The sequence below is a fragment of the Streptomyces sp. SudanB25_2051 genome (assembly GCF_964272635.1).
Classification (GTDB): Bacteria; Actinomycetota; Actinomycetes; order Streptomycetales; family Streptomycetaceae; genus Streptomyces.
Genome location: NZ_OZ186787.1, coordinates 6113145 through 6135271, shown reverse-complemented (window position 1 = coordinate 6135271; position 22127 = coordinate 6113145). Strand labels below are relative to the sequence as shown.

The following is a 22127-nucleotide window of genomic DNA, read 5'->3' as shown; positions in this document are numbered from 1 at the left end:
CCGCCCCGGCGCGCGGGCGGCCGGACGCCGGTGGTACGCCGGGGCACCCTCCCGGACGGGGTCCCCGTTGCGCCCACCCGTTCCGCCCCGGCGGAACGACTGCCCGCAACGGGGCGGGCCCGTGCCCGAGCGGAGGCGCCGCGAGGCCGCCGGTCCGCGCGCCGGGAGCGCGGTCAGGTGCGGCCCTCCTTCTCCTGCGCCTGGTGCAGGGCGGGCGAGCCGAGCGCCCAGTCGGCGCGTACGACGCGGAAGCCGGCCTTCTCCGCGGCCTCGCACACGAGTGCGTCGTCGTCGACCAGCATGCGCACCTCGCGGTTCCGGCTGATCCGGCGCAGCACCTCCATCTTGGTGAGCCGGGCGGGCCGCCGGTCGTCGTCGCGGCGCATGTGGAGGCGCCCCTCGGGCAGGCCGTGCTCGGCGAGCCAGTCGAGGCTGTCCTGCCGGCAGCGCTCGGGGCGCCCGGTCAGGTAGCGGATCTCACACTGCCGCGCCGCCTCCAGGCAGAGGGCGACGCCGGGCGGCAGCGGCGGGTCCTGCGGGGCGGCGTCGAAGAACGCGTCCCAGTCGCGCGGGGTCCGCTCCAGGAAGTGCTGCCGGTGCCGCGCGTCGGAGAGGGTGTTGTCCAGGTCGAACACGGCCAGGGGTCTGCTGTTGCTCGTCACGTCGTCAGCGTAGGGAATCCGGCGGGGCGGGAGGCGTTGTACCGGGTGTGAGTCCTTCTGCCGTCGCCCCGCTGCCGCTGCGCCTGTCCGTGCTCGACCGCTCCCGGATCCGCGAGGGCGGTGACGCCGCCGGGGCCCTGCGCGACACGGTGGATCTGGCGCGGGACGCGGAGGCGTGGGGCTTCCACCGGTTCTGGGTGTCCGAGCACCACGGGGTGCCCGGGGTCGCCGGGTCGGCGCCCACGGTGCTGGCGGCGGCCGTCGCCGGGGCGACCTCGTCCATCCGGGTGGGGACCGGCGGGGTGATGCTGCCCAACCACCGGCCGCTGGTGGTCGCTGAGCAGTTCGGAGTGCTGGAGGCGCTGTACCCGGGCCGGATCGACATGGGTGTGGGCCGCTCGGTGGGGTTCACCGACGGCGTGCGGCGGGCGCTGGGACACGGCAAGGAGGACGCCGAGGACTTCGCCGAGCGGCTGGACGAGCTGCTGGGCTGGTTCCGGGGCACACAGGGCACGCACCCGGGGGTGCGGGCGCTGCCGTCGGAGGGGCTGCGCGTGCCGCCGTTCGTGCTGGCGACCGGCGCGGGGGCGGGGATCGCGGCGGCGGCCGGACTGCCGCTGGTGATCGGCGACCTGAGCGGCCGGGCGAAGGTGCTGGAGGCGATCGACCGGTACCGCTCCGGGTTCCGCCCGTCCGTGTGGGCCGCCGAGCCGTACGTGGTGGTGGCGGGGACGGTCGCGGTGGCCGGCACGGACGAGGAGGCGGCGCGGCTGCTGGTGCCGGAGTCCTGGTCGATGGCGTACGCGCGGACGCACGGCACGTTCCCGCCGCTGCCCCCGGCCGGGGCGGTGGCGGACCGTGCGATGACGGCGCGGCAGCGGGAGTACTTCGAGGCGGGGCTGCGCGGCCACGTCCATGGCACGGAGGCGCGGGTGCGCGCCGCGCTGGAGCGGGTCGCGGCGGAGACCGGCGCGGACGAGCTGCTGGTGACGACGAGCACGTACGACCGCGCGGCGCTGCGCGACTCCTACCGGCGCCTCGCCCGCCTGGCCGGCCTGCGCCCGCCCGCACCGGCGCGGCCCGAGCACGGAACCACGGACGGGCACGGAGCCACGGACGGGCGCGCCGCCCCGGTCCGGCACGGCGCCACGGTCGGCGGGGCGGCGGGGTGACGGGGCCGGGCCGGGGCTCCGCCGCCCCGGCCCGCCGGCGGGCCCGCGCCCCCGTGGCCCCGCCCGCGCGCGAGGTCAGCGGGCGCGGCGGCGGTTGGCGCGCAGCCACTCGCGGTTCATGGCGGAGATGGACGGCAGCGGAATGCCCTTGGGGCAGGCCGTGGCGCATTCGCCGGTCAGGGTGCAGCCGCCGAAGCCCTCCTCGTCCATCCGCGCCACCATGTCCAGCACCCGGCTCTCCCGCTCGGGGGCGCCCTGCGGCAGCACGTTCAGGTGGTTGACCTTCGCCGAGGTGAACAGCATGGCCGAGCCGTTGGGGCAGGCCGCGACGCAGGCCCCGCAGCCGATGCACTCGGCGTGCTCGAAGGCGTAGTCGGCGTCGGCCTTGGGCACGGGCGTGGCGTGCGCCTCGGGGGCGGAGCCGGTGGGCGCGCTGATGTAGCCGCCGGCCTGGATGATCCGGTCGAACGCCGACCGGTCCACGACGAGGTCCTTCACCACCGGGAAGGCCGCCGCCCGCCACGGCTCGACGTCGATGGTGTCGCCGTCCTCGAAGGACCGCATGTGGAGCTGGCAGGTGGTGGTGCGCTCGGGGCCGTGGGCGTCGCCGTTGATGACGAGGCTGCACGCCCCGCAGATGCCCTCGCGGCAGTCGTGGTCGAAGGCGACGGGCTCCTCGCCGCGCAGGATCAGCTCCTCGTTGAGGGTGTCGAGCATCTCCAGGAAGGACATGTCCGGGGAGATGCCGTCGACCTCGTACGTGGCCATGGCGCCGGGGGTGTCGGCGTTCTTCTGGCGCCAGACGCGCAGGGTGAGCCTCATGCGTAGCTCCGCTGGGTGGGGTGGACGTACTCGAAGACGAGGTCCTCCTTGTGGAGGACGGGCGCGCTGCCGGTTCCGGAGAACTCCCAGGCGGCGGCGTACGAGAACTCCTCGTCCTTGCGGGCGGCCTCGCCGTCCGGGGTCTGGGACTCCTCGCGGAAGTGGCCGCCGCAGGACTCGGTGCGGTGCAGGGCGTCCAGGCACATCAGCTCGGCGAGCTCCAGGTAGTCGACGATCCGGTTGGCCTTCTCCAGCGACTGGTTCAGCTCCTCGCCGCCGCCGGGCACCCTGACGCGCCGCCAGAACTCCTCGCGGATCCGCGGGATGCGTTCGAGGGCCTCGCGCAGGCCCTTCTCGGAGCGGGCCATGCCGCAGTGGTCCCACATCAGTTCGCCGAGCTCCCGGTGGAAGGAGTCCGGGGTGCGGTCGCCGTCGACGGCCAGCAGCCTCTCCAGCCGGTCCCTGGTCTCCCGTACGGCGGCGACGGCGGCCGGGTGGGTGTCGTCGACGCCGTCCCGGTGGGGGTTGCGGGCCAGGTAGTCGTTGATGGTGGACGGCAGGACGAAGTAGCCGTCGGCGAGCCCCTGCATCAGCGCGGAGGCGCCGAGCCGGTTGGCCCCGTGGTCGGAGAAGTTCGCCTCGCCGATCGCGAAGAGGCCCGGCACGGTGGTCTGGAGGTCGTAGTCGACCCACAGCCCGCCCATCGTGTAGTGCACGGCCGGATAGATCCGCATGGGGACCTCGTACGGGTTCTCGGCGGCGATCCGCTCGTACATGTCGAAGAGGTTGCCGTACTTCTCCTCGACCTTCTTCCGGCCCATGCGGCGGATGGCGTCGGCGAAGTCCAGGTAGACGCCCTGGCCGCCGGGGCCCACTCCCCTGCCCTCGTCGCAGACGTTCTTCGCGGCGCGCGAGGCGATGTCGCGGGGCACCAGGTTGCCGAACGACGGGTAGATCCGCTCCAGGTAGTAGTCCCGCTCGTCCTCGGGGATCTCGTGGGGCGGGCGGGTGTCGCCCTTCGCCTTCGGGACCCAGATGCGGCCGTCGTTGCGGAGCGACTCGCTCATCAGCGTCAGCTTCGACTGGTGGTCGCCGGTGCGCGGGATGCAGGTGGGGTGGATCTGGGTGAAGCAGGGGTTGGCGAAGTACGCGCCGCGGCGGTGGGCCCGCCAGATCGCGGTCGCGTTGGAGTTCATGGCGTTGGTCGACAGGTAGAAGACGTTGCCGTAGCCGCCGGTCGCCAGGACCACCGCGTCCGCGAAGTGGGTGCTGATCTCGCCGGTGACCAGGTCGCGGGCGACGATGCCGCGCGCCCGCCCGTCGACCACGATCAGGTCGAGCATCTCGGTGCGCGGGTGCATCTCGACGTTGCCCGCGGCGATCTGCCGGGACAGCGCCTGGTACGCGCCGAGGAGCAGCTGCTGGCCCGTCTGGCCGCGGGCGTAGAAGGTGCGGGAGACCTGGACGCCGCCGAAGGAGCGGGTGTCGAGGAGGCCGCCGTACTCGCGGGCGAAGGGGACGCCCTGGGCGACGCACTGGTCGATGATCTGGACGGAGATCTGCGCCAGGCGGTGGACGTTCGACTCGCGGGCGCGGAAGTCGCCGCCCTTGACGGTGTCGTAGAAGAGGCGGTGGACCGAGTCGCCGTCGTTGCGGTAGTTCTTCGCGGCGTTGATGCCGCCCTGCGCGGCGATGGAGTGGGCGCGGCGCGGTGAGTCCTGGTAGCAGAACTGGACGACGCGGTAGCCCTGTTCGGCGAGGGTGGCGCCGGCCGAGCCGCCCGCGAGGCCGGTGCCGACGACGATGACGGTGTGCTTGCGGCGGTTGGCCGGGTTGACGAGTTTCGCCTCGAAGCGGCGGGTGTCCCAGCGCTCGGCGATGGGGCCCTTCGGGGCCTTGGTGTCGGCGATGGGCTCGCCGGTCGTGTAGGCGGTGTAGGCGCTCATGTCAGCTGACGACTCCGGTCATGACGGCGACGGGCACGGCGACGAAGCCCGCCGTGAGGACCAGGGCGAGCGTGTTCGCGACGGCCTTGAGGGCGCGGTCGCGGCGGGCGCTGCCCGCGCCGAGGGTCTGCGCGGCGCTCCAGAAGCCGTGCCGGATGTGCAGGCCGACGGCGAGCATGGCGACGAGGTAGATGACGTTGCCGTACCAGGTGGAGAAGGTCGCCACGACGTTCTCGTACGGGTGGCCCGGCTGGGCGTTCTCGTTGACGGTGAGGGTCGTCAGGTCGAGCAGGTGCCACACGACGAACAGCGCGATGATCACGCCGCCCCAGCGCATGGTGCGGGTGGCGTAGCTCGCCCGGCGCCGCTTGTGGACGTACCGGACGGGCCGCGCCCTGCGGTCGAGCCGGGTCAGCTGGTACGCCGACACGCCGTGCGCGACGACGGCGGCGAGCAGCACGACCCGGACGATCCACAGGGCCCAGCCGTGGTGGAGGACCGGGGCGCCCATGGTGCGCAGCCAGTGGCCGTACGCGTTGAACTCGTCGGGGCCGAAGAAGACCTTCAGGTTCCCCATGACATGGGCGATGAGATAGCCGAGGAGGATCAGGCCGCTGACGGCCATGACGGCCTTCTTGCCGACGGTCGATCCGAGGAAGGTGCGCCGGGGAGGGCGCGAGGGGGAGGGTTTCCGCTCCGTCCCCGAGGGGTGCGTCCGCGATGCCAGAGCCATGTCTCCCGACGGTAGGGCCGGACGGCCCCAGTGGTCCAAGACATGGCCGGGCTGATCTTGATAGGCGCCGCCTATCGTTCCCGCTTATGCTGGCCGTATGCAGTTCCAGCAGCTCGTGTACTTCGTGGCCGTCGCGGAGACGCGGCACTTCACCCGCGCCGCCGAGCGGGTCCATGTCTCGCAGCCCTCGCTGTCGCAGCAGATCCGGGCGCTGGAGAAGGAGCTGGGCGCGGAGCTGTTCAGCCGGGCGCGCGGCAACATCGCCCTGACCGACGCGGGCGAGGCGCTGCTGCCGCTGGCCCGGCGCATCCTGGCCGACGCGGACACGGCCCGGCAGGAGGTGCAGGAGCTGGCGCAGCTGCGGCGCGGGCGGGTGCGGCTGGGCGCGACGCCGAGCCTGTGCACGGGGCTGCTGCCCGAGGTGCTGCGGGCCTTCCACGACCTGTACCCGGGGATCAGGCTGTTCATCGAGGAGGGCGGTTCGCACGACCTCGTGCGGGGTCTCGCGCGCGGGGCGCTGGACCTGGCCCTGGTGGTGCTGCCGCTGCCGTCGCAGTCGCCCGCGCTGACGACGGTGGAGCTGCTCCAGGAGGACCTGGTCGTCGTGTCGTCCGCCGCCGACCCGGCGCCGCGCCGGCCGGTGCGGATCGCGGACCTGCAAGGGAGGCCGATGGTGATGTTCCGGCACGGGTACGACCTGCGGGAGCTGACCGTCGCGGCGTGCCGGGCGGAGGGCTTCGAGCCGTCGTTCACGGTGGAGGGCGGCGAGATGGACGCCGTGCTGGGCTTCGTACGGGCCGGTCTGGGCGTGGCGGTGGTGCCGAGCATGGTCGCGGCGCGGGCGGGGCGGGACGTGCGGGTCACGGCGCTCGCCCCGCCGGGGCTGCGGCGGACCATCGCGCTGGCGCACCGCAGCGACGTGGCGCCGCCGCGCGCGGCCCGCGAACTGCAACGGGTGCTGCTGCGCTCGACGGTGGGCGGCTAGGAGGGGGCGATCTCGTTCTCGTGGTGCGGGAACACCAGGTCGAGGCCGCCGCCGTCCCCCGCCTCGGTCCGGCCGGGTGGCGGGGGGTGGCTCTCCGGCTCACCCGGTGTCCCCCGCAGGGGGAGGACGGCCGTCACCGTCTTCCCGCCCGGCGCGGGTGCCACCGTGACCCGGCTGCTGAGCCTCAGGACGAGCGGCCAGCCGAATCCCCCGGAGGCGGCGGGGTCGTCGCGCGGCCGGGTGTGCGGGAGCGCGGGAGAGGCGTCGGCGACGCTGACGACGAGATCGTCCCCGTCCAGCTCGGCGTGGAAGCCGGTGACGCCGCCGCCGTGCCGCGCGGCGTTGGTGACCAGTTCGGTCACCACGAGGAGGATGTCGTCCGCCACGCCTGCGGGGACCGCATCGTCCTCGCGGGTGCCGAGGAGGCGGCGCACCCGGGCGCGGGCGGCCGCGACGGCGGTCTGCGGCCGGTCGGCAGTGTGCTCGGCGGCCGTCATGGTCCCTCCTGCGGCGCACGGGTGACGGTCCTCGCCCCGCACGGCTGCCGCGCGGCCGCTCCATGGCCGGTGCCGCGCGGCGGCGGGCGTCCGCCGTCGGCTCGCGGTACGGGCGGTGGTGGCGTCGGGGCGCGCGTCGCCGCCGGGGCTGCGTCGCTCATGCCGCCATTCTCCCGCGCCGCCGCGTGCTCCGCGGGCGGGACGCGGGACGAGGCGGCCCCAGGAGCCGGGACGGGACGCCGCCGGTCCGGCGGTAGCGAGGGTCAGCCGGGCTACCGCCGGGGACGCGGGCCTGAGCGCGGGGGGTGGGGCCCGAGCGCCGGGAGCGGGGGCCTGAGCGCGGGGGGCGCTCGCGGGACCGCTCCGTGTCCCGCGCTCCCTACGGATTCTGCGGCGGCGGAACGGGCCGCGTACCGGCGGCCTGCTCCGCCGCGCCGGGCACCTGGCCGTCCGCCTCCCCCGTATCGGAGAAGAGGTGATCGGTGCAGGTCAGTTCCAGGATGCGGTCGAGCAGCACGGGCCGGTTGTCCAGGTGGAGCCGGGTGCCCTTCTCGTCCGCCTTGCGGCGGATCATGAGCAGGGCGGCGAGGCCCAGCGAGTCGCACAGGGTCAGCCCGGCGCAGTCCAGATGGAGCCGGCGGGGCGGCGGATCGGCGCTCAGGCAGGAGCGCGCGGCGGCGGTGAGGTCGTCGGCGGTCTCCCAGTCGAGCTCGCCGGCGAGGCGGATGCGGGCGACACCGGAGCGGTCCAGGGTCGTCACCAGGTCGAAGGCGTCGTTTCGGTCGGCAGTCATAGGTGAGAGGCGGGGCCGGGGACGGGGGGACGGGACGCTCGCGCCAGGAGCGCGGCGCGGCCCCGCGCGAGGAGGGCCAGGGCGCGGGGGAAGTCTTTCAGCTGTTCCCGCAGGAGGACGAGGGCGGGGTCGACGACACCGGCGGGGACGCCGCGCGCTTCCAGGACGTCGCCGGTCCAGACGAGGAAGTCCGTGAACAGCCGGTCGTCGTCGGTGTAGAGCGCGGCGCCGAGGAAGTCCACGATGTGGGCGAGGTCCTCGGCGGTGCGCTCGCGCTGGGCGTCGGTGTAGGCGCGTACCGCCGGCAGCCGTTCCTCGAGTCCCCGCAGGGTCTCGCGCACCAGGTCGCGCCGGTCACGCAGGACCAGGGTGTACTCCTGGTCGTCCAGGTGCGGCAGGTCGTCCACGGTCAGCCGGGCGGCGCCGGGCGCGGGGACCGCCAGGCCGAGGTCGAGGACGTCCGCGGCGCCGCGGGCGTCGGGGGCCCAGGCGTCGGCGCCCAGCAGCCGGGCGTGGCGGCCGTCCGCGCCGAAGGCGGCCCCGCCGGCCAGGACGGGGATGCCGACGGCCTGCGCGGCGGTGATCGCCATGTGGGCGGCCGGGAGGCGCGTGGGCAGCGACGAGGAGAGCGCCAGCGCGGCGGGGGCGGTCCGGTGCAGGTGGGCGATCAGGTGCGGGGCGGGCACGTGCGCGCCGAGGAAGTCGACCCGGTGGCCGCGGTGGCGCAGTACCTCGGCCATGAGCCGCGCCGGCAGGGCGTGCCACTCGCCGTCCACGCAGGCCACGGTCACCGTCCCGACGGAGCGGGACGGCGGTGGCGGGGCGCGGTGGGCCATGGCGGCGATGACCCGCTCGTGGATGGCGGTCGCGGCGTGCTCCTGGGCGACGGTGAGGCGGCCCGCCGCCCACGCGTCGCCGACGGAGCGCTGCACGGCGCCGATGACGTCCAGCAGGAGGTCCTCCGCGGCGGCGCCCTCGTCGAGGGCGGCGAACAGCGCCCGCGCGGCGGCGTCCTCGTCGTGGTCCCGCACGGCGGCCCGCCACAGTGCGTCGCGTGTCCGGGCCAGCAGGGTTCCGTCCGACGCGACGGCGATCGTCGTCTCACTCATGCGGTGTACCTGCCCCGTGTGTGGCCGTCCACCGCCGTCAGATGCGTCGTACGGGGCGCGGTGATCGCCATGAGGGCGATGTCGTCCTGCCGGTGGTCGCCGATCCACGTGGCGTTGGCCATCTTGACGTGCTCGACGACGGCCTCGGCCGGCATGTCGGCGCACTCCGCCAGCGCGGCCCGCAGCCGGTCCTCGCCCCACATCACGTCGCCGAGCGGACCGCCCTTCGCCTCGGTCAGGCCGTCGGTGTAGAGCAGGCAGGTCTCGCCGGGCTGGAGGTCGGCGTGCGCGGTGGTGGACCTGATGTCGGGCAGCGCGCCGACCAGGGTGCCGGCCGTGGGCGCCTCCTCCACGGAGCCGTCCTGACGGACGATCAGCGGCGCGGGGTGGCCCGCGCTGGTCAGCCGCAGGTGGGTGACGCCGCCGCACCGCCGCACCGAGGCGAGGACGAGGGTGGCGAAACGGGTGTGGTGGCCGTTGAGGAGGGCGCCGTTGAGGAGCCGCAGCAGCTGCCCGTGGTCGTCGGCCATCGGCAGCAGCGCCTGCAGGGTGTTGCGGATCTTGCCGGTCAGCACCGCGGCCTCCAGGCCCTTGCCGCACACGTCCCCCAGCACCGCCAGGGTCTCGTCGCCCGGACCGCTGCCGGGGTGCACGTCGTAGAAGTCGCCGCCGACGCGCTCGGTGTCCTTGGAGGCGCGGTAGCCGCCGGCGAACTCCACGCCGTGCACCTGCCGCAGGGCCGGGGGCAGCAGCTCGGCCATGAGCGTGGCCGTGATCCGGCTCTGCTCCATGTACAGCCGGGCGGCGGACAGCGCTATGCCGGCCCGCGCGGCGAAGACCCGCGCGAAGACCTCCTCGGACGCGTCGAACGCGGCCTGGCCGCCGCGCCGCAGCAGGATCAGCGCGCCGGCCGGGACGCCGTGCCCGGGCAGCGGGGTGACCGCCACCGACCCGACTCGCCCGGCCAGGGCTTCCGGCACCACCCAGTCGGGCAGCGCCGCGGGGTCGATCCAGCGGGACGGCACCGGGGGGAAGCCCCGCAGCGCCTCGGCGAGGCCGGGCACGGCCGACGGGTCGACCCGCGCCGTGGCGTGGGTCACCGTGCCGTCGACGGCCACCGCCAGCGGGTGGCGCCGGCCCGACGCGGGGGCCACCAGGACCGCGGCGTCGGCCAGGTGCTCGGCCGCCAGACGCACCGTCACCTCCATGCACCGCTCGGTGTTGAGGGAGGCCAGCAGACGGGTCGAGGCGTCGGCCAGGAACGCGGTGCGCCGCTGCTCGTCGCGCAGTGCCGTCTCGGCGAGCGACCGGGCGGTGTCGTCGACCAGCCACCACACGGTCTCGCCGTGCTCGCCGGGCGTCGGATGGGCCTCGAGCGTCGACGGGCCGTGGCTCCCGCGCACCGGCTCCGCCGCGCCCGAGCCGGCCCGCCGGTGGCCCTCCACGAGCCAGCCGGGCGCCACCTCGGCCAGTGGCGCCCCGCGCACCGCGCGCGGGAACAGGGCGGTGGCCCGCGCGTTCGCCTCCACGACGGCACCGGAGGCGTCCACGACCAGCGCGGGGTAGGGCGCCGCCATCCAGGAGGCGCCCACGGACGTCATCAGGCCCTGCGCCGGGCGCGGGGGGCCTTCGCAACTCGTCATATCCCCGGGCCCGCTTCCGCGGACCCGATCACCTTCCACTGGAAGACACGGTTCCCCCACCATCCCTCAGACGGGTCGGCACATCAACCTCGTACCCGCCGGACCCCACTTCGACCCGAGGGACCGGGCCGGCCGGCCGCGCGCGGGCGTCCGTCCCCCGGGGTGCCCTCGCGCCCCGCGTGGCGCCGCGTCGCGGCGGGGTAGGGCCGGCGCGGGCGTGTGCCGCCCCGGCGCCGGGGTAGCCGCCGCCGTGGAGGCGGATCGGTCCGGGAGGGGCGGCATGGTGTGGACGCGGTGGAGGGAATCGTCCGGGCGGTCGGGGAAGGACGCGGAACGGGACGCACCGCTCGACGCCGCGCGGTGGTCGCGGGGCGCGCGCGTCGCGCTCATGCTGGTGGCGTTCGTGGTGATGGTGGGCTTCGCGGTGATCCTGGCGCGGCTGACGCTGGAGCCGTCGGCCGCGTCCGAGCGGCTGACGCACACCAATCTGCGCCCCGGTGACTCCATCCGCGACTACCTCTCCCGCCCCGCGTTCCGCGACACGGTGAAGCAGCTGGGCGGCAACATCGCCCTGGGCGTGCCGTTCGGGCTGCTGCTGCCCGTGCTGGCGCCGCGCGCCCGCGGCCTGCTGCGGGTCGTCGTCGCGACCGCCGCCGTGATGACGCTGGTGGAGCTGGTGCAGGGGGCGCTGATCACCGGGCGTGCCTTCGACGTCGACGACGTGATCCTCAACAGCGCGGGCGCCCTGCTGGGGTACCTCCTCCTCGGGCGCAGGCTGGGCCGGGCCGTCCACCCCCGGCGGCGCCACTGGTGGCACCGGTTCACCCGGCGCGCCCCCTGAGCGGCACAGCCACAGGCACCGGCACCGGCGGGGCCGCCCGGCCGTGTTCGCACCGCCGCCCGGCCGCGCCGCGCCGCGCCGCGCCCGGCACCCGCCCCGGTGCGGCCCGTACCGGCACGATCCGACAGCCGCGCGTGTCGCGGCGGCGCGCGGGGAAGAGGGAGGTGCATGGCCACCTCCCAAGACGCCCCGCTGCGGCGTGCCCTGACCACCCGTCTGCTCTACTTCTTCATCCTCGGGGACGTTCTGGGCGCGGGCGTGTACGTCCTCATCGGCCAGATCGCCGCCGACGCGGGCGGCGCCGTGTGGGTGCCGCTGACCGTCGCGCTCGCCCTGGCCCTGCTGACGGCCGCCTCGTACGCCGAACTGGCGACGAAGTACCCGCGCGCGGGCGGGGCGGCGCACTACGCGACCCTCGCCTACGGCCCGTTCGCCGGGTTCCTCGCGGGGTTCTGCATGCTCGCCGCCGGGGTCGTCTCCGTCGCCGCGCTCGCGCGGGGCTTCGCCGGCGACTACCTGTCCGTCTTCGTCACCCTGCCGGTCGGCCCGGTCGCCGTGCTCTTCCTGGTGGCGCTGGCGCTGCTCAACGCGCGGGGCATCCGCGAGTCCACCCGCGCGAACGTGGCCGCGACCCTGGTCGAGGTGGCCGGTCTCGCCGTCGTCGTCGTGCTCGGCGCGTGGATCCTGCTGCGCGGCGACGGCGACCCCGCCCGGCTCACCCGGCTCGGGACGGCCGAGCACGGCGCTGCGGCCGCCGTCCTGACCGGGGCGGTGCTGGCCTACTACTCCTTCGTCGGCTTCGAGACCTCCGTGAACGTCGCCGAGGAGACCCGGGACCCCCGCCGCTCGTATCCGCGCGCCCTGTTCGGCGCGCTCCTCACCGCCGGGGCCGTGTACGTCCTGGTGGGCCTGGCGGCGTCCGCCGCCGTCCCGACCGGCACCCTCGCCTCGTCCAGCGGGCCGCTGCTGGAGGTGGTGCGGGCCGCGGGCGGCGTGCCGGAGCGCCTCTTCGGCGCCATCGCCCTGGTCGCCGTCGCGAACGGGGCGCTGCTCACCGGCATCATGTCCTCGCGCCTCGCGTACGGGATGGCCCGCGACGGCCTGCTGCCCCGGTTCCTGACCGCGGTGCTGCCCGAGCGCCGCACTCCGTGGGCCGCGATCGGCACCACCACGGGCCTCGCGGTGCTCCTCGCCCTCACCAGCGGCGTGGCCGCGCTCGCGTCCACCCTGGTGCTGCTGCTCCTCGTGGTCTTCCTCATGGTCAACACGGCGGTGCTCGTCCTGCGCCGCGATCCGGGCGAACCGGGTCACTTCCGGGCGCCGACCGTGCTGCCCGTGCTCGGCGCCGCCTCCTGTGTGCTGCTCGCCACCCGCGTCGAGCCCGGGGTGTGGCTGCGCGGGCTGGCCGTCGTCGGGGCGGGGCTGCTGCTGGGCGCCGCCGCGGGCGTACGGCGCAGGCTGGCCGCGCGGCGGGCGGAGCGCGGGCGCGCCGAGCCCGGCCGGGTCGCCGGCGGTTAGGCCGCGGCCGGCGGGGCGGACGGACCCGCCCGCTCCGGGGCGTCGCCGGCTAGACGGCGTCGGCGAGCAGCAGGGCGTGGATGCGGTCCGGGGCTCCGGGGCGGGCGTAGTACCAGCCCTGGGCCGTGTCGCAGCCCAGGGCGCGCAGCTGCTCGGCCTGCGCCGCGGTCTCCACGCCCTCGACGGTGACGGCCAGTTCGAGGCTGTGGGCCAGGGAGACGATGCCCTCCACGATCTTCATGTCCACCGGGTCCGCCGGGTGCTGCTGCATCCCGCGGGTGAAGGAGCGGTCGAGTTTGAGGACGCTCACCGGGAGGCGGCGCAGATTGGCGAGGTTCGAGTAGCCCGTGCCGAAGTCGTCCAGGGCGATGTCGACGCCCATCTCGGCGAGCTGCCGCAGCGGCTTGAGCAGGTCCTCGTCGGCGCCTATCAGGGCGGACTCGGTGACCTCCAGGCACAGGGCGCCCGGCGCGAGGCCCGAGCGGTCCAGGACGTCGGTGATGTCGCCGACCAGGCCCGGATGGTGGAGCTGGGTGGGCGACAGGTTCACGTTGATGCGCAGGGGCCCGCCGTCGGCGTGGCGGTGCTTCCAGAACCTGGCCTGCCGTACGGCCTCCTCCAGCACCCAGCGGCCCAGCGGCACGATGAGGCCGGTGTGCTCGGCGAGCGGGATGAACCGGTCGGGGCCGAGCACCCCGTGCTGCGGGTGGCACCAGCGCACCAGGGCCTCCGCGCCGTGCACGGTGCCGTCGCCGAGGTGGACGAGCGGCTGGTACTCGATGAAGAACTCGCCCCGGTCCAGGGCGGTGGGCAGGGCGGTCGTCAGGCCGTGCCGGGTGATGGCGCGGGCGTCGGCCTCCGCGTCGGCCCGCTCGAAGCGGTTGCCCCCCGCCGACTTGGCCCGGTACATGGTGATGTCCGCGCTGCGCAGCACGTCCGCGGGGCCGCGCTCGCCGGCGCGGCCCTCCACGATGCCGATGCTGCCCCGTACGGTGATCTCGCGCCCGTCCAGGCTGATCGGGGTGGACAGGGCGGCGAGGATGCGGCCGGCCAGCTCCTCGGTGTCCCGGTCCGTGACGTCGGGTCCGGTGGTCAGCGCGACGAACTCGTCGCCGCCGAGCCGGGCGACCATCTCGCCGGGTGCGGTGGCGCAGGACTGCAGCCGGTCGGCGACCTCGACCAGCAGCCGGTCCCCCGCGGCGTGGCCCAGGCTGTCGTTGATGGCCTTGAAGCCGTCCAGGTCGAGGTAGCACAGGCCGAAGCGGGTCTCCTCGCCCGCCGCGAGGGCCTTCTCCAGGCGTTCGGAGAACAGGCTGCGGTTGGGCAGCCCGGTCAGCGCGTCGTGCGTGGCCTCGTAGCGCAGCCGCAGATTGAGCAGCCGCCGCTCGGTGGTGTCCTCCATGAGGGCGAGCTGGTACTGGGGGCGGCCCTCCGGGTCGCGCAGCAGGGAGACCGTCAGATTGGTCCACAGGACGGTGCCGTCGGAGCGGTAGAAGGGCTTCTCGACGCGGAAGTGCTCCCGTTCGCCGCGCACCAGCTCCCCGTACAGCTTCCACACGTGCGGGGCGTCCTCGGGGTGCACCCACTCGGTGACCTTGCGGCCGCGGACGATCTGCTCCAGTCCGCCGAACATGCGGGTGAGGGCGCCGTTGACGTCGAGGACGTTGCCCTCCAGGTCCGCGATGCCGATGCCGATGGCGGCGTCCTCGAAGACGGCGCGGAACCGTGCCTCCGTGGCGTGGAGGGCCTGCTCGGCGAAGGCGCGGGCGGCGAGCGCGGAGCGGGCGATGGCCTCCTGCTCGCTGAGGGTCCGCTCGCGCAGCGCCCGCGCGAACCCGGCGGCCAAGGCGTGCTGGAGCCGGGCGCAGCGGGCCCGCAGATCGTCGGCGGGCGTGTCCGCGCCGGTGCCGCAGTAGAGCACCAGGTACGACTCGACGACGCTGAGCGTGCGGCTCAGGACGTCCGGGTCGGTGCAGTGCGCGGCGATCAGGGCCGCGCCCACCTCCTGTGCGGGCGTCACGTCGAAGGGCCGGGCCCGCAGGGCGGCGCTGAGCGTCCGGGCGAGCGGCAGCAGGTGCTGTTCGAACTCGGTGCGGGTCATCGACGTGGCGGTGACCGGGAAGATGGCCCGGCTCCATATGGTCGCGAACCGCTGGAGTCTGTCCTCCAGGCCGTCGGGTTCCACGCGGGAATCCGACGCCTGCGCCGGCGTGCTCACCCCTTGCGCCCCACCCCGGCGAAGCCCGAGAAGGCGTAGGGGTCCTCCTGCTCGGGCGGGGTGTCGGGCCGCCAGTGGGGCATCGACACGAGGCCGGGTTCGACCAGCTCGCAGCCGTCGAAGAAGCGGGCGACCTCCTCGCGGGAGCGCATCACCAGCGGGCTGCGGATGTCGCGGTAGACGCCGACCGTGCCGCCCGCCTGCTCCTGCGGGACGGGGATGCCGTCGAACGAGGCGTGGGTGACGACGATGAGGCTGCCCGGCGCGAGGGCGTCGCGCAGCTCGGCGACCGCCTCGTAGGGCCGGTCGGCGTCCTCCAGGAAGTGCAGGACGGCGACGAGGAGCAGCGCCACGGGCCGGTCCAGGTCGAGGAGGCGGGCGACCTCGGGGCTGCGCAGGATGTCCTGGGGCTTGCGGAGGTCCGCGGCGGCGATGTCGGCGCGGTCGTTGCCCTCCAGTACGGCCTTGCTGTGGGCGACGGCGACCGGGTCGTGGTCGACGTACACGACGCGCGCCGCGGGATCGGCCTGCTGGGCGACCTCGTGGACGTTGCCGAACGTCGGTATGCCGGAGCCGATGTCGAGGAACTGGGTGACGCCCTCGGCGACGGCGTGGCGGACGGCGCGGCGCATGAACGCCCGGTTCGCCTGCATGATCTTGGGGAGACCCGGCAGGAACTCCATGGCCCTGCGCGCCGCTTCGCGGTCGACCTCGAAGTTGTGGGAGCCGCCCAGGTAGTAGTCGTAGATGCGGGACACGCTCGGCACCGACAGGTCGATGCCCGGCGGGGCCCAGGCGGGACGGTCCATCGAATCTCCAACAGTCGCCACGGTGTTCGGCCCTGAAGCGGGCCGGTGTTCGAGCCGAGGCTACTGATCGCCCGCCGGGAGGGCGAGGGGAAACGGAAAAAAGCGGTCCGTTCTTCGTCACAGGCCACGGGCACGTGCGTGCCCGGGCACGCGTGCGGGCGGGTGCCGACGCGCACGCGGACGTACGGCCCGCCGGTCCCCCGAGGGGAGGGACACGGCGGGCCGCCGCCCCGGCCGGAGTCGCGCGTGGGGGACTCTACTTGGGCGCTCCGACCAGCTTTCCGTCGGGCGAGACGGCGTACCAGGTGCCGCCCACGCCCTGACCGTTGGTGTCGCCGGGCTTCTTGTCGCCGGCGAAGGTGTAGAGGGGCCAGCAGTCGATGGTCTGCTGCTCCTTGCCGTCGGGCCGCTTGAAGGTCACATAGCCCTTGGTGGTGATGCCCTCGGTGTCGTTCTTGGCGACGGGCTCGACGACGGGCCACTTCTTGAGGCAGTCACCGGTGCATGCGGTCCTCATGGGCCAGGCGGAGTCCTTGGTGAAGCGGTAGACGGTCCTGCCTCGGGCGTCCACCACGATCTCGCCGAGCTCGGGGTCGTCGGCGACGGACAGCCCGGCGCGGTCGGCGGGCTGCGCCCCGGAGCCCCCGGCCTCCTCGCCGGTCTCCTCGCCGCCGTCCCGCGCGCCGGAGCCGGAGCCGGAGCCCGCCGGGACGGGTTCCCCCGACGCCTTGCCCGGCTGGGCCTTCTTGCCGTCGGGGGCCGCCGCGAACCAGGTGCCGCCGACGCCCTGCCCCTTGGCCTCGCCGGTTTTGGTGTCCTTCGCGTACCGGTACATCGGCCAGCCGTCCACGGTGAGCTGCTTGGTGCCGTCGGGGCGGGTGAGGACGCCCAGGAGCTCGGGGTCGACCCCTTCGGGGGCCTTCGCGCCGTCGGCGGTGACGACGGGCCAGGTCCTGGCGCAGTCGCCCTCGCAGGCGGACTTCGGCGGGTTGGGCGTGTCCTTGTCGAAGCGGTAGAGCGTACGGCCCTCGGCGTCCATCAGCACGTCGCCGAACTCGCTGCCCTTCCACACGCCGAGCTGCCCGGCGGCCGACGTGGGGGCCGCCCCGGCGGACGCCCCGGTGCCGGAGCCGTAGCCGTATTCGCCGCCGTTGCCGTAACCGCCCTGGCCCGGGGCGCCGGCGGGGGCGGCGGCTCCCACGCTCTGGCCGCCGATGCGGTCGCCCTGCTCCTGTCCGCAGGCGGTCAGCGTCATCAGGGCCGCCACCGCAGTGGCCGCGAGCGCGGTGTTGCGCCGGTTCCTCATCTCGACTCCCGTCGTCTTGCCGTTCCTCGTGGCGCCCGCGGTGCGCCGTGTCATGGCCCTAGGTACGGGCCGGGGGGCGGGGAGCGTTCAACGGGCCGGGAAAGTCGGGCGAGTTCCCCGCCCGCGGTGGTGCGGGGACACCACTCCCGCCGGTTTGGGGACGGGTGTTCGGGCGCCTCCACCATCGGGGGAATGGGCGCGCGGTGCGGGGCGGGCCGTCGTTGATCAGATCATGTTCCTCGGCGTGTACGGACCCCTGGCCGCACGGGCGTTGGCGAGCGCGGCGCTCGTGTGCCCGCTCGTGCTCACCCCCGCACTCTCGGCGCCGGCCGCGGCGCACAGCTGCGCCCACGCGACGACCGGCCCCGGAGCGGGCGCGGTGGTCGTCGTGGGCGGCTCACGCTGCACCCCCTCGCCCGTTCCCTCGCCCACCGTCCCCTCGACGCCTCCGCCGACCCCCGCACCGAGCCCCTCCCCTCCGGTGCCCCCGGCGCCCAGCGCGACACCCGCGCCGACCCGGCCGCCCACCGGTTCCCCGCCGGGTCCCACCCCGCCCCCGCCGTCCCCCGCCCCCGCGCCGCCCTTACCGTCCGTGAGCCCCGGCCCGTCGGTGCCCGTGCCGACCACGCCGCCCGCTCCGGCCCCGGCGCCGCCCGGCCTTCCGCTGCCGCCCGCGCCCGTGCCACCGGGGCCGTGGCAGTCGGGGCCGTGGCCGTCGGCGGTTCCCGGGCAGCAGCCGCCGCCGGTGCACGGCTACCGGGGCGTGCGGCGGCAGAAGGCGGACAGCGGTCCGTCGATGGTGTCGCTGATGCTCCTGCTCACCGCGCCGGCCGTGTTCGCCGCGGCCGTCCTGCGCCCCCGCTCCCGCTGAACCCGAGAGGCACTCCCCATGTCGGAATGGCTTGTTCTCACCCTGGCGATGGCCGCCGCGTGCGCGGTCGTCCTCACCATCGCCGTCATCAACAACCGCCGCGTCGGCGAGGACGACGACCCGACCGAGACGCCGGACGTCATGGAGTACATGACGATGATGATCGGCGTGGTCTACGCGATCGTCCTGGGCCTGGCCATCGCGGGCGTCTGGGAGGGCCGCGGCGCCGCGCAGGAGAGCGTCCGCCAGGAGGCGCAGGCGCTGCACGAGGTGGTGGCCCGCTCCGAGGTGTGGCCGGCCCAGGTGCGGCAGCGGATCGCCGCGGACGTGGACACCTACGTCCGGCACGTGGTGGGGCCGGAGTGGGAGGCCATGGCCGAGGAGGGCGAGGTCACCGCGCGGGGCGACGAGCTGCTGCTCCAGGTGCGGCGCACGGTCGCCTCCTACCGGCCGGCCGACCCGCACGAGGCGGAGGCGTACCAGCCGCTGGTCGACCAGGTGGCGGCGGCGGACGACGCGCGCAGCCAGCGGGCGGACACGGCGGGCGAGACGATGCCGGGCGTGGTGTGGTTCGGGCTCATCACCGGGGCGCTGGTCGCGGTGGGGCTGATCTTCGCGCTGCAGATCCGGCGGACGTTCCGTGAGCTGCTGCTGGCGGGGCTGTACAGCGCGCTCATCGCGTTCCTGCTGTTCCTGATCTGGGCGATCGACGCGCCGTTCGGCCGGGGCGTGTCGGCCACGACGGAGCCGTTCCTGCACCATTTCCCGCATCTCGGCGACTGAGCGGGACACGGATGTGGGCCGGGCGGGTGAGTGAATGCCCCATTCGCCCGTCCGGGGTCGCGGGTGTGGTAGTGCGCTTCTAGCGTTCCGGACATAGAGGGTCATGTCACAGCTTCAGCGGAAGCCGTTTCCGCACTGCCCCTCGGGACCGGAGGACTCATTCCATGCGTGCGATAGGTGCCGCTTCCGCCGCTCTGCTCGGAGCGGCGGCTCTCGCCCTCACCGCTCCCCCCGCGGTCGCGGTGGACCCGTTCGTCGTCTCCCCCTCGACCGTCAATCCGGGCGGCCGTGTGACGCTGTCCGCGCCCGGCTGCCCCGGCACGGCGATGGCGTCGTCGGGCATCTTCGACACCGTGACCATCCCGGCGGGCGGTTCGGCCCTGGCCACCGTCGACTGGGACGCCCGGCGGGGCGCGGTCTACACGGTGTCCTTCACCTGCGCCGGGGGCTCCCCCGGTACGGCCCGGCTGACCATCGCGTCGGCGACGACCAGTTCCACCTCCGTGCCGACCGTGACCCGGACGGCCACCGTCGTGACCACCGCGCCCTCGGGTGTCCGGGGCGGCCTCGGCGGCAGCGTCGGCACCTGGGACGCCGGTGAGCTCGCCGCGGGCGGGGCGCTGGTCGCAGCGGCGGCCGCGGGCACGGTGTTCGTGGTCCGCCGCAGGGCCGCGAGCCGCCGCCACTGAACCGGCCGCGTCCGAAACGCGTCCGGGAACGTGTCCAGAACGCGTCCGGGAAGAGGAGAGCCAGGCGTACGCCCGTCGCCCCGGGTCCCTGCGGGGACTCGGGGCGACGGGCGTAGTCGGCCGACCGGGAGGTTCGGCCGGTCAGGCCTTTCCGCCGCTCAGACGGCGACGGCGGCTGACGAACACGGCGCCGCCCAGGGCCGCGGCCCCCACCATGGACGCGCCGATGGTCATCTCGGTGGAGCTGGGCGCCATGGAGCCGCCCAGGCCGCCGTCCGTGCCGTGCCCGCGGATGACCGTGAACGAGGCGGTGGCGACCCGCGAGCTGCCGGTGCACCTGACCGCGAGGTTGTAGCGGCCGGGGGTGGCGTGGTCGTAGATCCGGGGATCGGCGGCCGAGTTGCCCGAGGGGTTGACCGACAGGGCCGTCTTCGGGAACGCGTTGGACGTCACGACGCCGCCGCGGGAGCAGCCCGTGACGCTCACCGCCAGGGCGCCGCCCTGGTGCACGTGGGTCGGGGAGACCGTGACGTTCGTCGGACCGTGGCCACCGTTGCCGCCGATGCCCGTGTCGTTGTCGCGGTCGGTGGCGGCGGCGATCGGCGCCGTGAATCCGATCACCGCGCAGGCGGTGGCGGCCACCGCGAGGGCGCGTGAAGCACGCATCGTTGAACCTCCAGCGGAAGACGCCCCCAAAGCGGTGCTCCGGGAAATCGACGGATGCGCCTTCCATGACGAACCCTCACCGGATATCCGGATAGTCGCATTCCGGCGGTGCGCCACCCCGGTGAGGCGACACGCCCGGCCCGGAGCGGGCGAATCTGACGGACCCGCAGGTCACGGAGTGTCAGGCCGTTTTCACGGATGACCCGGATGGGCCCTCACCCGTCTGCCGCGCCGCCACCCGTTCGCCGCTCTGTGATCGCCGGGTCCGGGGTCCGCGCTTACCGTGCCGGAAGGAGGCCACGAAGGGAGAACCATGGGCCTGGAGCGCACCGGCGTCGGGGACCGCAGTGCCTGGGACGTGATCAGAGGACGCCGGCCGTGGGGCGCGCTGGCGCTCGTCATGCTCACCGGACTGGCCATGATGCGCAACGGGATGGACGCGCCGTCCGGGCCGCCCCAGCCGGTCGGAGCGGTCTCGGCGGAGCAAGGGCGCAGGGTCGCCGCGCCCAAGCCGTCGGCCGGGCTGCGCCCGCTGTCGTACGCGCCGGCGTCCCGGGTGCGGATCGAGTCGCTGAAGGTGGACGCGCCGGTCATCGACGTGGGCCTGGACAGCGAGGGCTGGATCAGCGCTCCCCCGCCGCAGGACCCGAACCTGGCGGGCTGGTACCAGAACGGCATCTCGCCGGGCCAGTCGGGGACGTCCGTGATCGTCGGGCACGTCGACAACGACTCGGGGCCCGCCGTCTTCTACGCGCTGGGCACGCTCAAGCCGGGCGCGAAGGTGGAGGTGACCCGGTACGACGGGCGGGTGGCGGTGTTCCAGGTGTACGGCGTCGAGGTGTACGAGAAGGACGACTTCCCCGGCGTACGCGTCTACGGGGACACCGGCCACCCCGAGCTGCGGGTCATCACCTGCGGCGGCGACTACTCGCGCGCCGGGGGCTACGACGGCAACGTGGTGGTCTTCGCCCGGCTGGTCGCCACCCGCTGACGCCCGCCGACCGGAGCGCACCGGGGCCCCCGCCGCGCAGGGCGGGGGCCCCGGTGCCGTCGGCCGCGCGGCGCCGGGGCGCCGGGCGGCCGTGCGGGAGCCCCGTGGGCCGGTGTCACCGGCGGGGCACGGTGAGGTGGTATCCCTCGTCGATCAGCCGGGGCAGATAGGTGCGCAGGGCGCGCACGGTCTGCGAGCGGTCGCCACCCGCGTCGTGGGAGAGCACGACGACGCCGGGTCCCGCGCCGGTCAGCACGCGGTCGACGATGGTGGCCGTGCCGGGCTCCTGCCAGTCGAGGGTGTCGACGGTCCAGGCGAGCGGTTCCATGCCGAGTTCGGCGCCGATCTCGAAGGAGAGGCGGTTCCAGGCGCCGTACGGGGCGCGGTACCACAGGGGGGCGGAGCCGAGCGTCCGCTCGATCACGTCGCTGGTCGAGCCCAGTTCGGCGCGGATGCGGGACGGCGGGAGCTTCGGGATGAGCGGGTGGGACCAGGAGTGGTTGCCCACCACGTGCCCGTCGTCGGCCATCTCCCGCAGCAGGTCCGGGTGGTGGACGGCCATCTCGCCGCAGACGAAGAACATGGCCCGCACCCCGTAGTCGCGCAGGGTGGCGAGGATCGCCGGGGTGTAGCGCGGGTCGGGCCCGTCGTCGAAGCTGAGGACCATCGTGTTGCCCGTGCCGGACACCCGGAGGAACGGCCGCTGCCGCACGGGCGGCAGGGCGCGCCGGAAGCGGGGCGGGGCGTAGGAGGTCATGGGCTGGAGCCGGTAGGAGGAGGGGGCCATCGGCCGCCCGGCCGCGCCCGCGCCGGGGCCTGCCGCGGGGGCCGCCGGGCGGGGTGCGCGCGGCGGGGAGGGGCGTGCGGGCGGCGCGGCGTTGGTGGTGCCGGGCGCGACGGCCCGGTCGAGGCTGAACAGACCGATGGTGGTGGTGGCCCCGAGCGCGGCGGCGATGCGCAGCACCATCCGCCGCCCGGAAGGCATCTGGTCTTTTTTCATGACCAATGCTCCGCACGGGCGACGGGTGGATGAGGTGTGCGACACCGGGCGCGCGGGGCGAAAGCACCCGCCC

Annotated in this window: 22 protein-coding genes; 8 read left to right on the top strand and 14 right to left on the bottom strand. The window is 74.9% G+C overall.

Annotated features, from left to right (window positions below; all coding sequences use genetic code 11):
* Window positions 1-173: 173 nt before the first annotated feature.
* Window positions 174-662: an LNS2 domain-containing protein gene (locus ACSUPT_RS26975; protein WP_351966202.1), complete on the bottom strand. Its 489-nt coding sequence runs from the start codon at window positions 660-662 to the stop codon at window positions 174-176.
* A 47-nt stretch (window positions 663-709) separates the two neighbouring features.
* Between ACSUPT_RS26975 and ACSUPT_RS26970 the strand changes: the two genes are divergently transcribed.
* On the top strand, window positions 710-1834 hold the full coding sequence (locus ACSUPT_RS26970; RefSeq protein WP_436945883.1) for an LLM class flavin-dependent oxidoreductase: 1125 nt from the start codon (window positions 710-712) through the stop codon (window positions 1832-1834).
* A gap of 75 nt (window positions 1835-1909) precedes the next feature.
* On the opposite strand, the gene ACSUPT_RS26965 is transcribed toward ACSUPT_RS26970, so the two are convergent.
* From ACSUPT_RS26965 to ACSUPT_RS26955, 3 genes are read right to left on the bottom strand one after another with little or no spacing between them, the layout of a single operon-like run.
* A complete protein-coding gene (locus tag ACSUPT_RS26965; RefSeq protein ID WP_351966204.1) occupies window positions 1910-2656 on the bottom strand; it encodes a succinate dehydrogenase/fumarate reductase iron-sulfur subunit in 747 nt (248 codons plus the stop codon).
* The gene (locus tag ACSUPT_RS26960) at window positions 2653-4602 is read right to left on the bottom strand and encodes a fumarate reductase/succinate dehydrogenase flavoprotein subunit (protein ID WP_436945882.1); all 1950 of its coding nucleotides are present in this window, start codon (window positions 4600-4602) and stop codon (window positions 2653-2655) included. Before ACSUPT_RS26960 ends, ACSUPT_RS26965 begins: the two co-directional genes overlap by 4 nt.
* Window position 4603: 1 nt before the next feature.
* Complete coding sequence (locus ACSUPT_RS26955) at window positions 4604-5335, bottom strand: succinate dehydrogenase cytochrome b subunit (protein ID WP_351966206.1); 732 nt, start codon at window positions 5333-5335, stop codon at window positions 4604-4606.
* 97 nt (window positions 5336-5432) lie between these two features.
* Between ACSUPT_RS26955 and ACSUPT_RS26950 the strand changes: the two genes are divergently transcribed.
* Window positions 5433-6320, top strand: coding sequence for a LysR family transcriptional regulator (locus ACSUPT_RS26950; RefSeq protein WP_351966207.1), 888 nt, complete (start codon window positions 5433-5435; stop codon window positions 6318-6320).
* On the opposite strand, the gene ACSUPT_RS26945 is transcribed toward ACSUPT_RS26950, so the two are convergent.
* The 4 genes from ACSUPT_RS26945 to ACSUPT_RS26930 all read right to left on the bottom strand — a co-directional run bounded on the left by ACSUPT_RS26945 (window position 6317) and on the right by ACSUPT_RS26930 (window position 10362).
* The gene (locus tag ACSUPT_RS26945; RefSeq protein ID WP_436945881.1) at window positions 6317-6817 is read right to left on the bottom strand and encodes an ATP-binding protein; all 501 of its coding nucleotides are present in this window, start codon (window positions 6815-6817) and stop codon (window positions 6317-6319) included. The genes ACSUPT_RS26950 and ACSUPT_RS26945 overlap by 4 nt on opposite strands.
* A 379-nt stretch (window positions 6818-7196) precedes the next feature.
* Complete coding sequence (locus ACSUPT_RS26940; protein WP_436945880.1) at window positions 7197-7610, bottom strand: STAS domain-containing protein; 414 nt, start codon at window positions 7608-7610, stop codon at window positions 7197-7199.
* Window positions 7607-8719, bottom strand: coding sequence for a cobalamin-dependent protein (locus tag ACSUPT_RS26935; protein WP_365730402.1), 1113 nt, complete (start codon window positions 8717-8719; stop codon window positions 7607-7609). Before ACSUPT_RS26935 ends, ACSUPT_RS26940 begins: the two co-directional genes overlap by 4 nt.
* Complete coding sequence (locus ACSUPT_RS26930) at window positions 8716-10362, bottom strand: PP2C family protein-serine/threonine phosphatase (protein ID WP_436945877.1); 1647 nt, start codon at window positions 10360-10362, stop codon at window positions 8716-8718. Before ACSUPT_RS26930 ends, ACSUPT_RS26935 begins: the two co-directional genes overlap by 4 nt.
* Before the next feature lie 280 nt (window positions 10363-10642).
* On the opposite strand from ACSUPT_RS26930, the gene ACSUPT_RS26925 reads away from it, so the two are divergent.
* Both ACSUPT_RS26925 and ACSUPT_RS26920 read left to right on the top strand, forming a co-directional pair.
* Window positions 10643-11203 (top strand): VanZ family protein, encoded by a 561-nt coding sequence (locus ACSUPT_RS26925; RefSeq protein ID WP_351966212.1) that lies wholly within the window; start codon window positions 10643-10645, stop codon window positions 11201-11203.
* Between the two features lie 168 nt (window positions 11204-11371).
* Window positions 11372-12721 (top strand): APC family permease, encoded by a 1350-nt coding sequence (locus ACSUPT_RS26920; RefSeq protein ID WP_436945875.1) that lies wholly within the window; start codon window positions 11372-11374, stop codon window positions 12719-12721.
* A 49-nt stretch (window positions 12722-12770) separates the two neighbouring features.
* On the opposite strand, the gene ACSUPT_RS26915 is transcribed toward ACSUPT_RS26920, so the two are convergent.
* The 4 genes from ACSUPT_RS26915 to ACSUPT_RS26900 form a co-directional block, all read right to left on the bottom strand.
* Complete coding sequence (locus ACSUPT_RS26915; RefSeq protein ID WP_351966214.1) at window positions 12771-14939, bottom strand: putative bifunctional diguanylate cyclase/phosphodiesterase; 2169 nt, start codon at window positions 14937-14939, stop codon at window positions 12771-12773.
* On the bottom strand, window positions 14936-15748 hold the full coding sequence (locus tag ACSUPT_RS26910; protein ID WP_351966215.1) for an SAM-dependent methyltransferase: 813 nt from the start codon (window positions 15746-15748) through the stop codon (window positions 14936-14938). Before ACSUPT_RS26910 ends, ACSUPT_RS26915 begins: the two co-directional genes overlap by 4 nt.
* Before the next feature lie 256 nt (window positions 15749-16004).
* Complete coding sequence (locus ACSUPT_RS26905) at window positions 16005-17054, bottom strand: SCO0930 family lipoprotein (protein ID WP_361664188.1); 1050 nt, start codon at window positions 17052-17054, stop codon at window positions 16005-16007.
* Window positions 17055-17279: 225 nt separating this feature from the next.
* Complete coding sequence (locus tag ACSUPT_RS26900; RefSeq protein ID WP_436945874.1) at window positions 17280-17681, bottom strand: hypothetical protein; 402 nt, start codon at window positions 17679-17681, stop codon at window positions 17280-17282.
* A 118-nt stretch (window positions 17682-17799) separates the two neighbouring features.
* On the opposite strand from ACSUPT_RS26900, the gene ACSUPT_RS26895 reads away from it, so the two are divergent.
* The 3 genes from ACSUPT_RS26895 to ACSUPT_RS26885 all read left to right on the top strand — a co-directional run bounded on the left by ACSUPT_RS26895 (window position 17800) and on the right by ACSUPT_RS26885 (window position 19397).
* On the top strand, window positions 17800-17925 hold the full coding sequence (locus tag ACSUPT_RS26895; RefSeq protein WP_361664180.1) for a hypothetical protein: 126 nt from the start codon (window positions 17800-17802) through the stop codon (window positions 17923-17925).
* An 18-nt stretch (window positions 17926-17943) separates the two neighbouring features.
* On the top strand, window positions 17944-18708 hold the full coding sequence (locus ACSUPT_RS26890) for a hypothetical protein (protein ID WP_351966218.1): 765 nt from the start codon (window positions 17944-17946) through the stop codon (window positions 18706-18708).
* A gap of 164 nt (window positions 18709-18872) precedes the next feature.
* On the top strand, window positions 18873-19397 hold the full coding sequence (locus ACSUPT_RS26885) for a hypothetical protein (protein ID WP_436945872.1): 525 nt from the start codon (window positions 18873-18875) through the stop codon (window positions 19395-19397).
* Between the two features lie 141 nt (window positions 19398-19538).
* Here ACSUPT_RS26885 and ACSUPT_RS26880 read toward each other — a convergent pair whose 3' ends face one another.
* Window positions 19539-20063, bottom strand: coding sequence for a hypothetical protein (locus tag ACSUPT_RS26880; protein WP_365730894.1), 525 nt, complete (start codon window positions 20061-20063; stop codon window positions 19539-19541).
* A gap of 313 nt (window positions 20064-20376) precedes the next feature.
* Between ACSUPT_RS26880 and ACSUPT_RS26875 the strand changes: the two genes are divergently transcribed.
* Window positions 20377-21054 carry a class F sortase gene (locus ACSUPT_RS26875; RefSeq protein WP_351966221.1) on the top strand — a complete coding sequence of 226 codons (678 nt, stop codon included), beginning with the start codon at window positions 20377-20379 and terminating at the stop codon, window positions 21052-21054.
* A 115-nt stretch (window positions 21055-21169) separates the two neighbouring features.
* Here ACSUPT_RS26875 and ACSUPT_RS26870 read toward each other — a convergent pair whose 3' ends face one another.
* Entirely contained in the window at window positions 21170-22054 is an 885-nt protein-coding gene (locus ACSUPT_RS26870; protein ID WP_365729735.1) for a polysaccharide deacetylase family protein, read from the bottom strand.
* Window positions 22055-22127 lie beyond the last annotated feature (73 nt).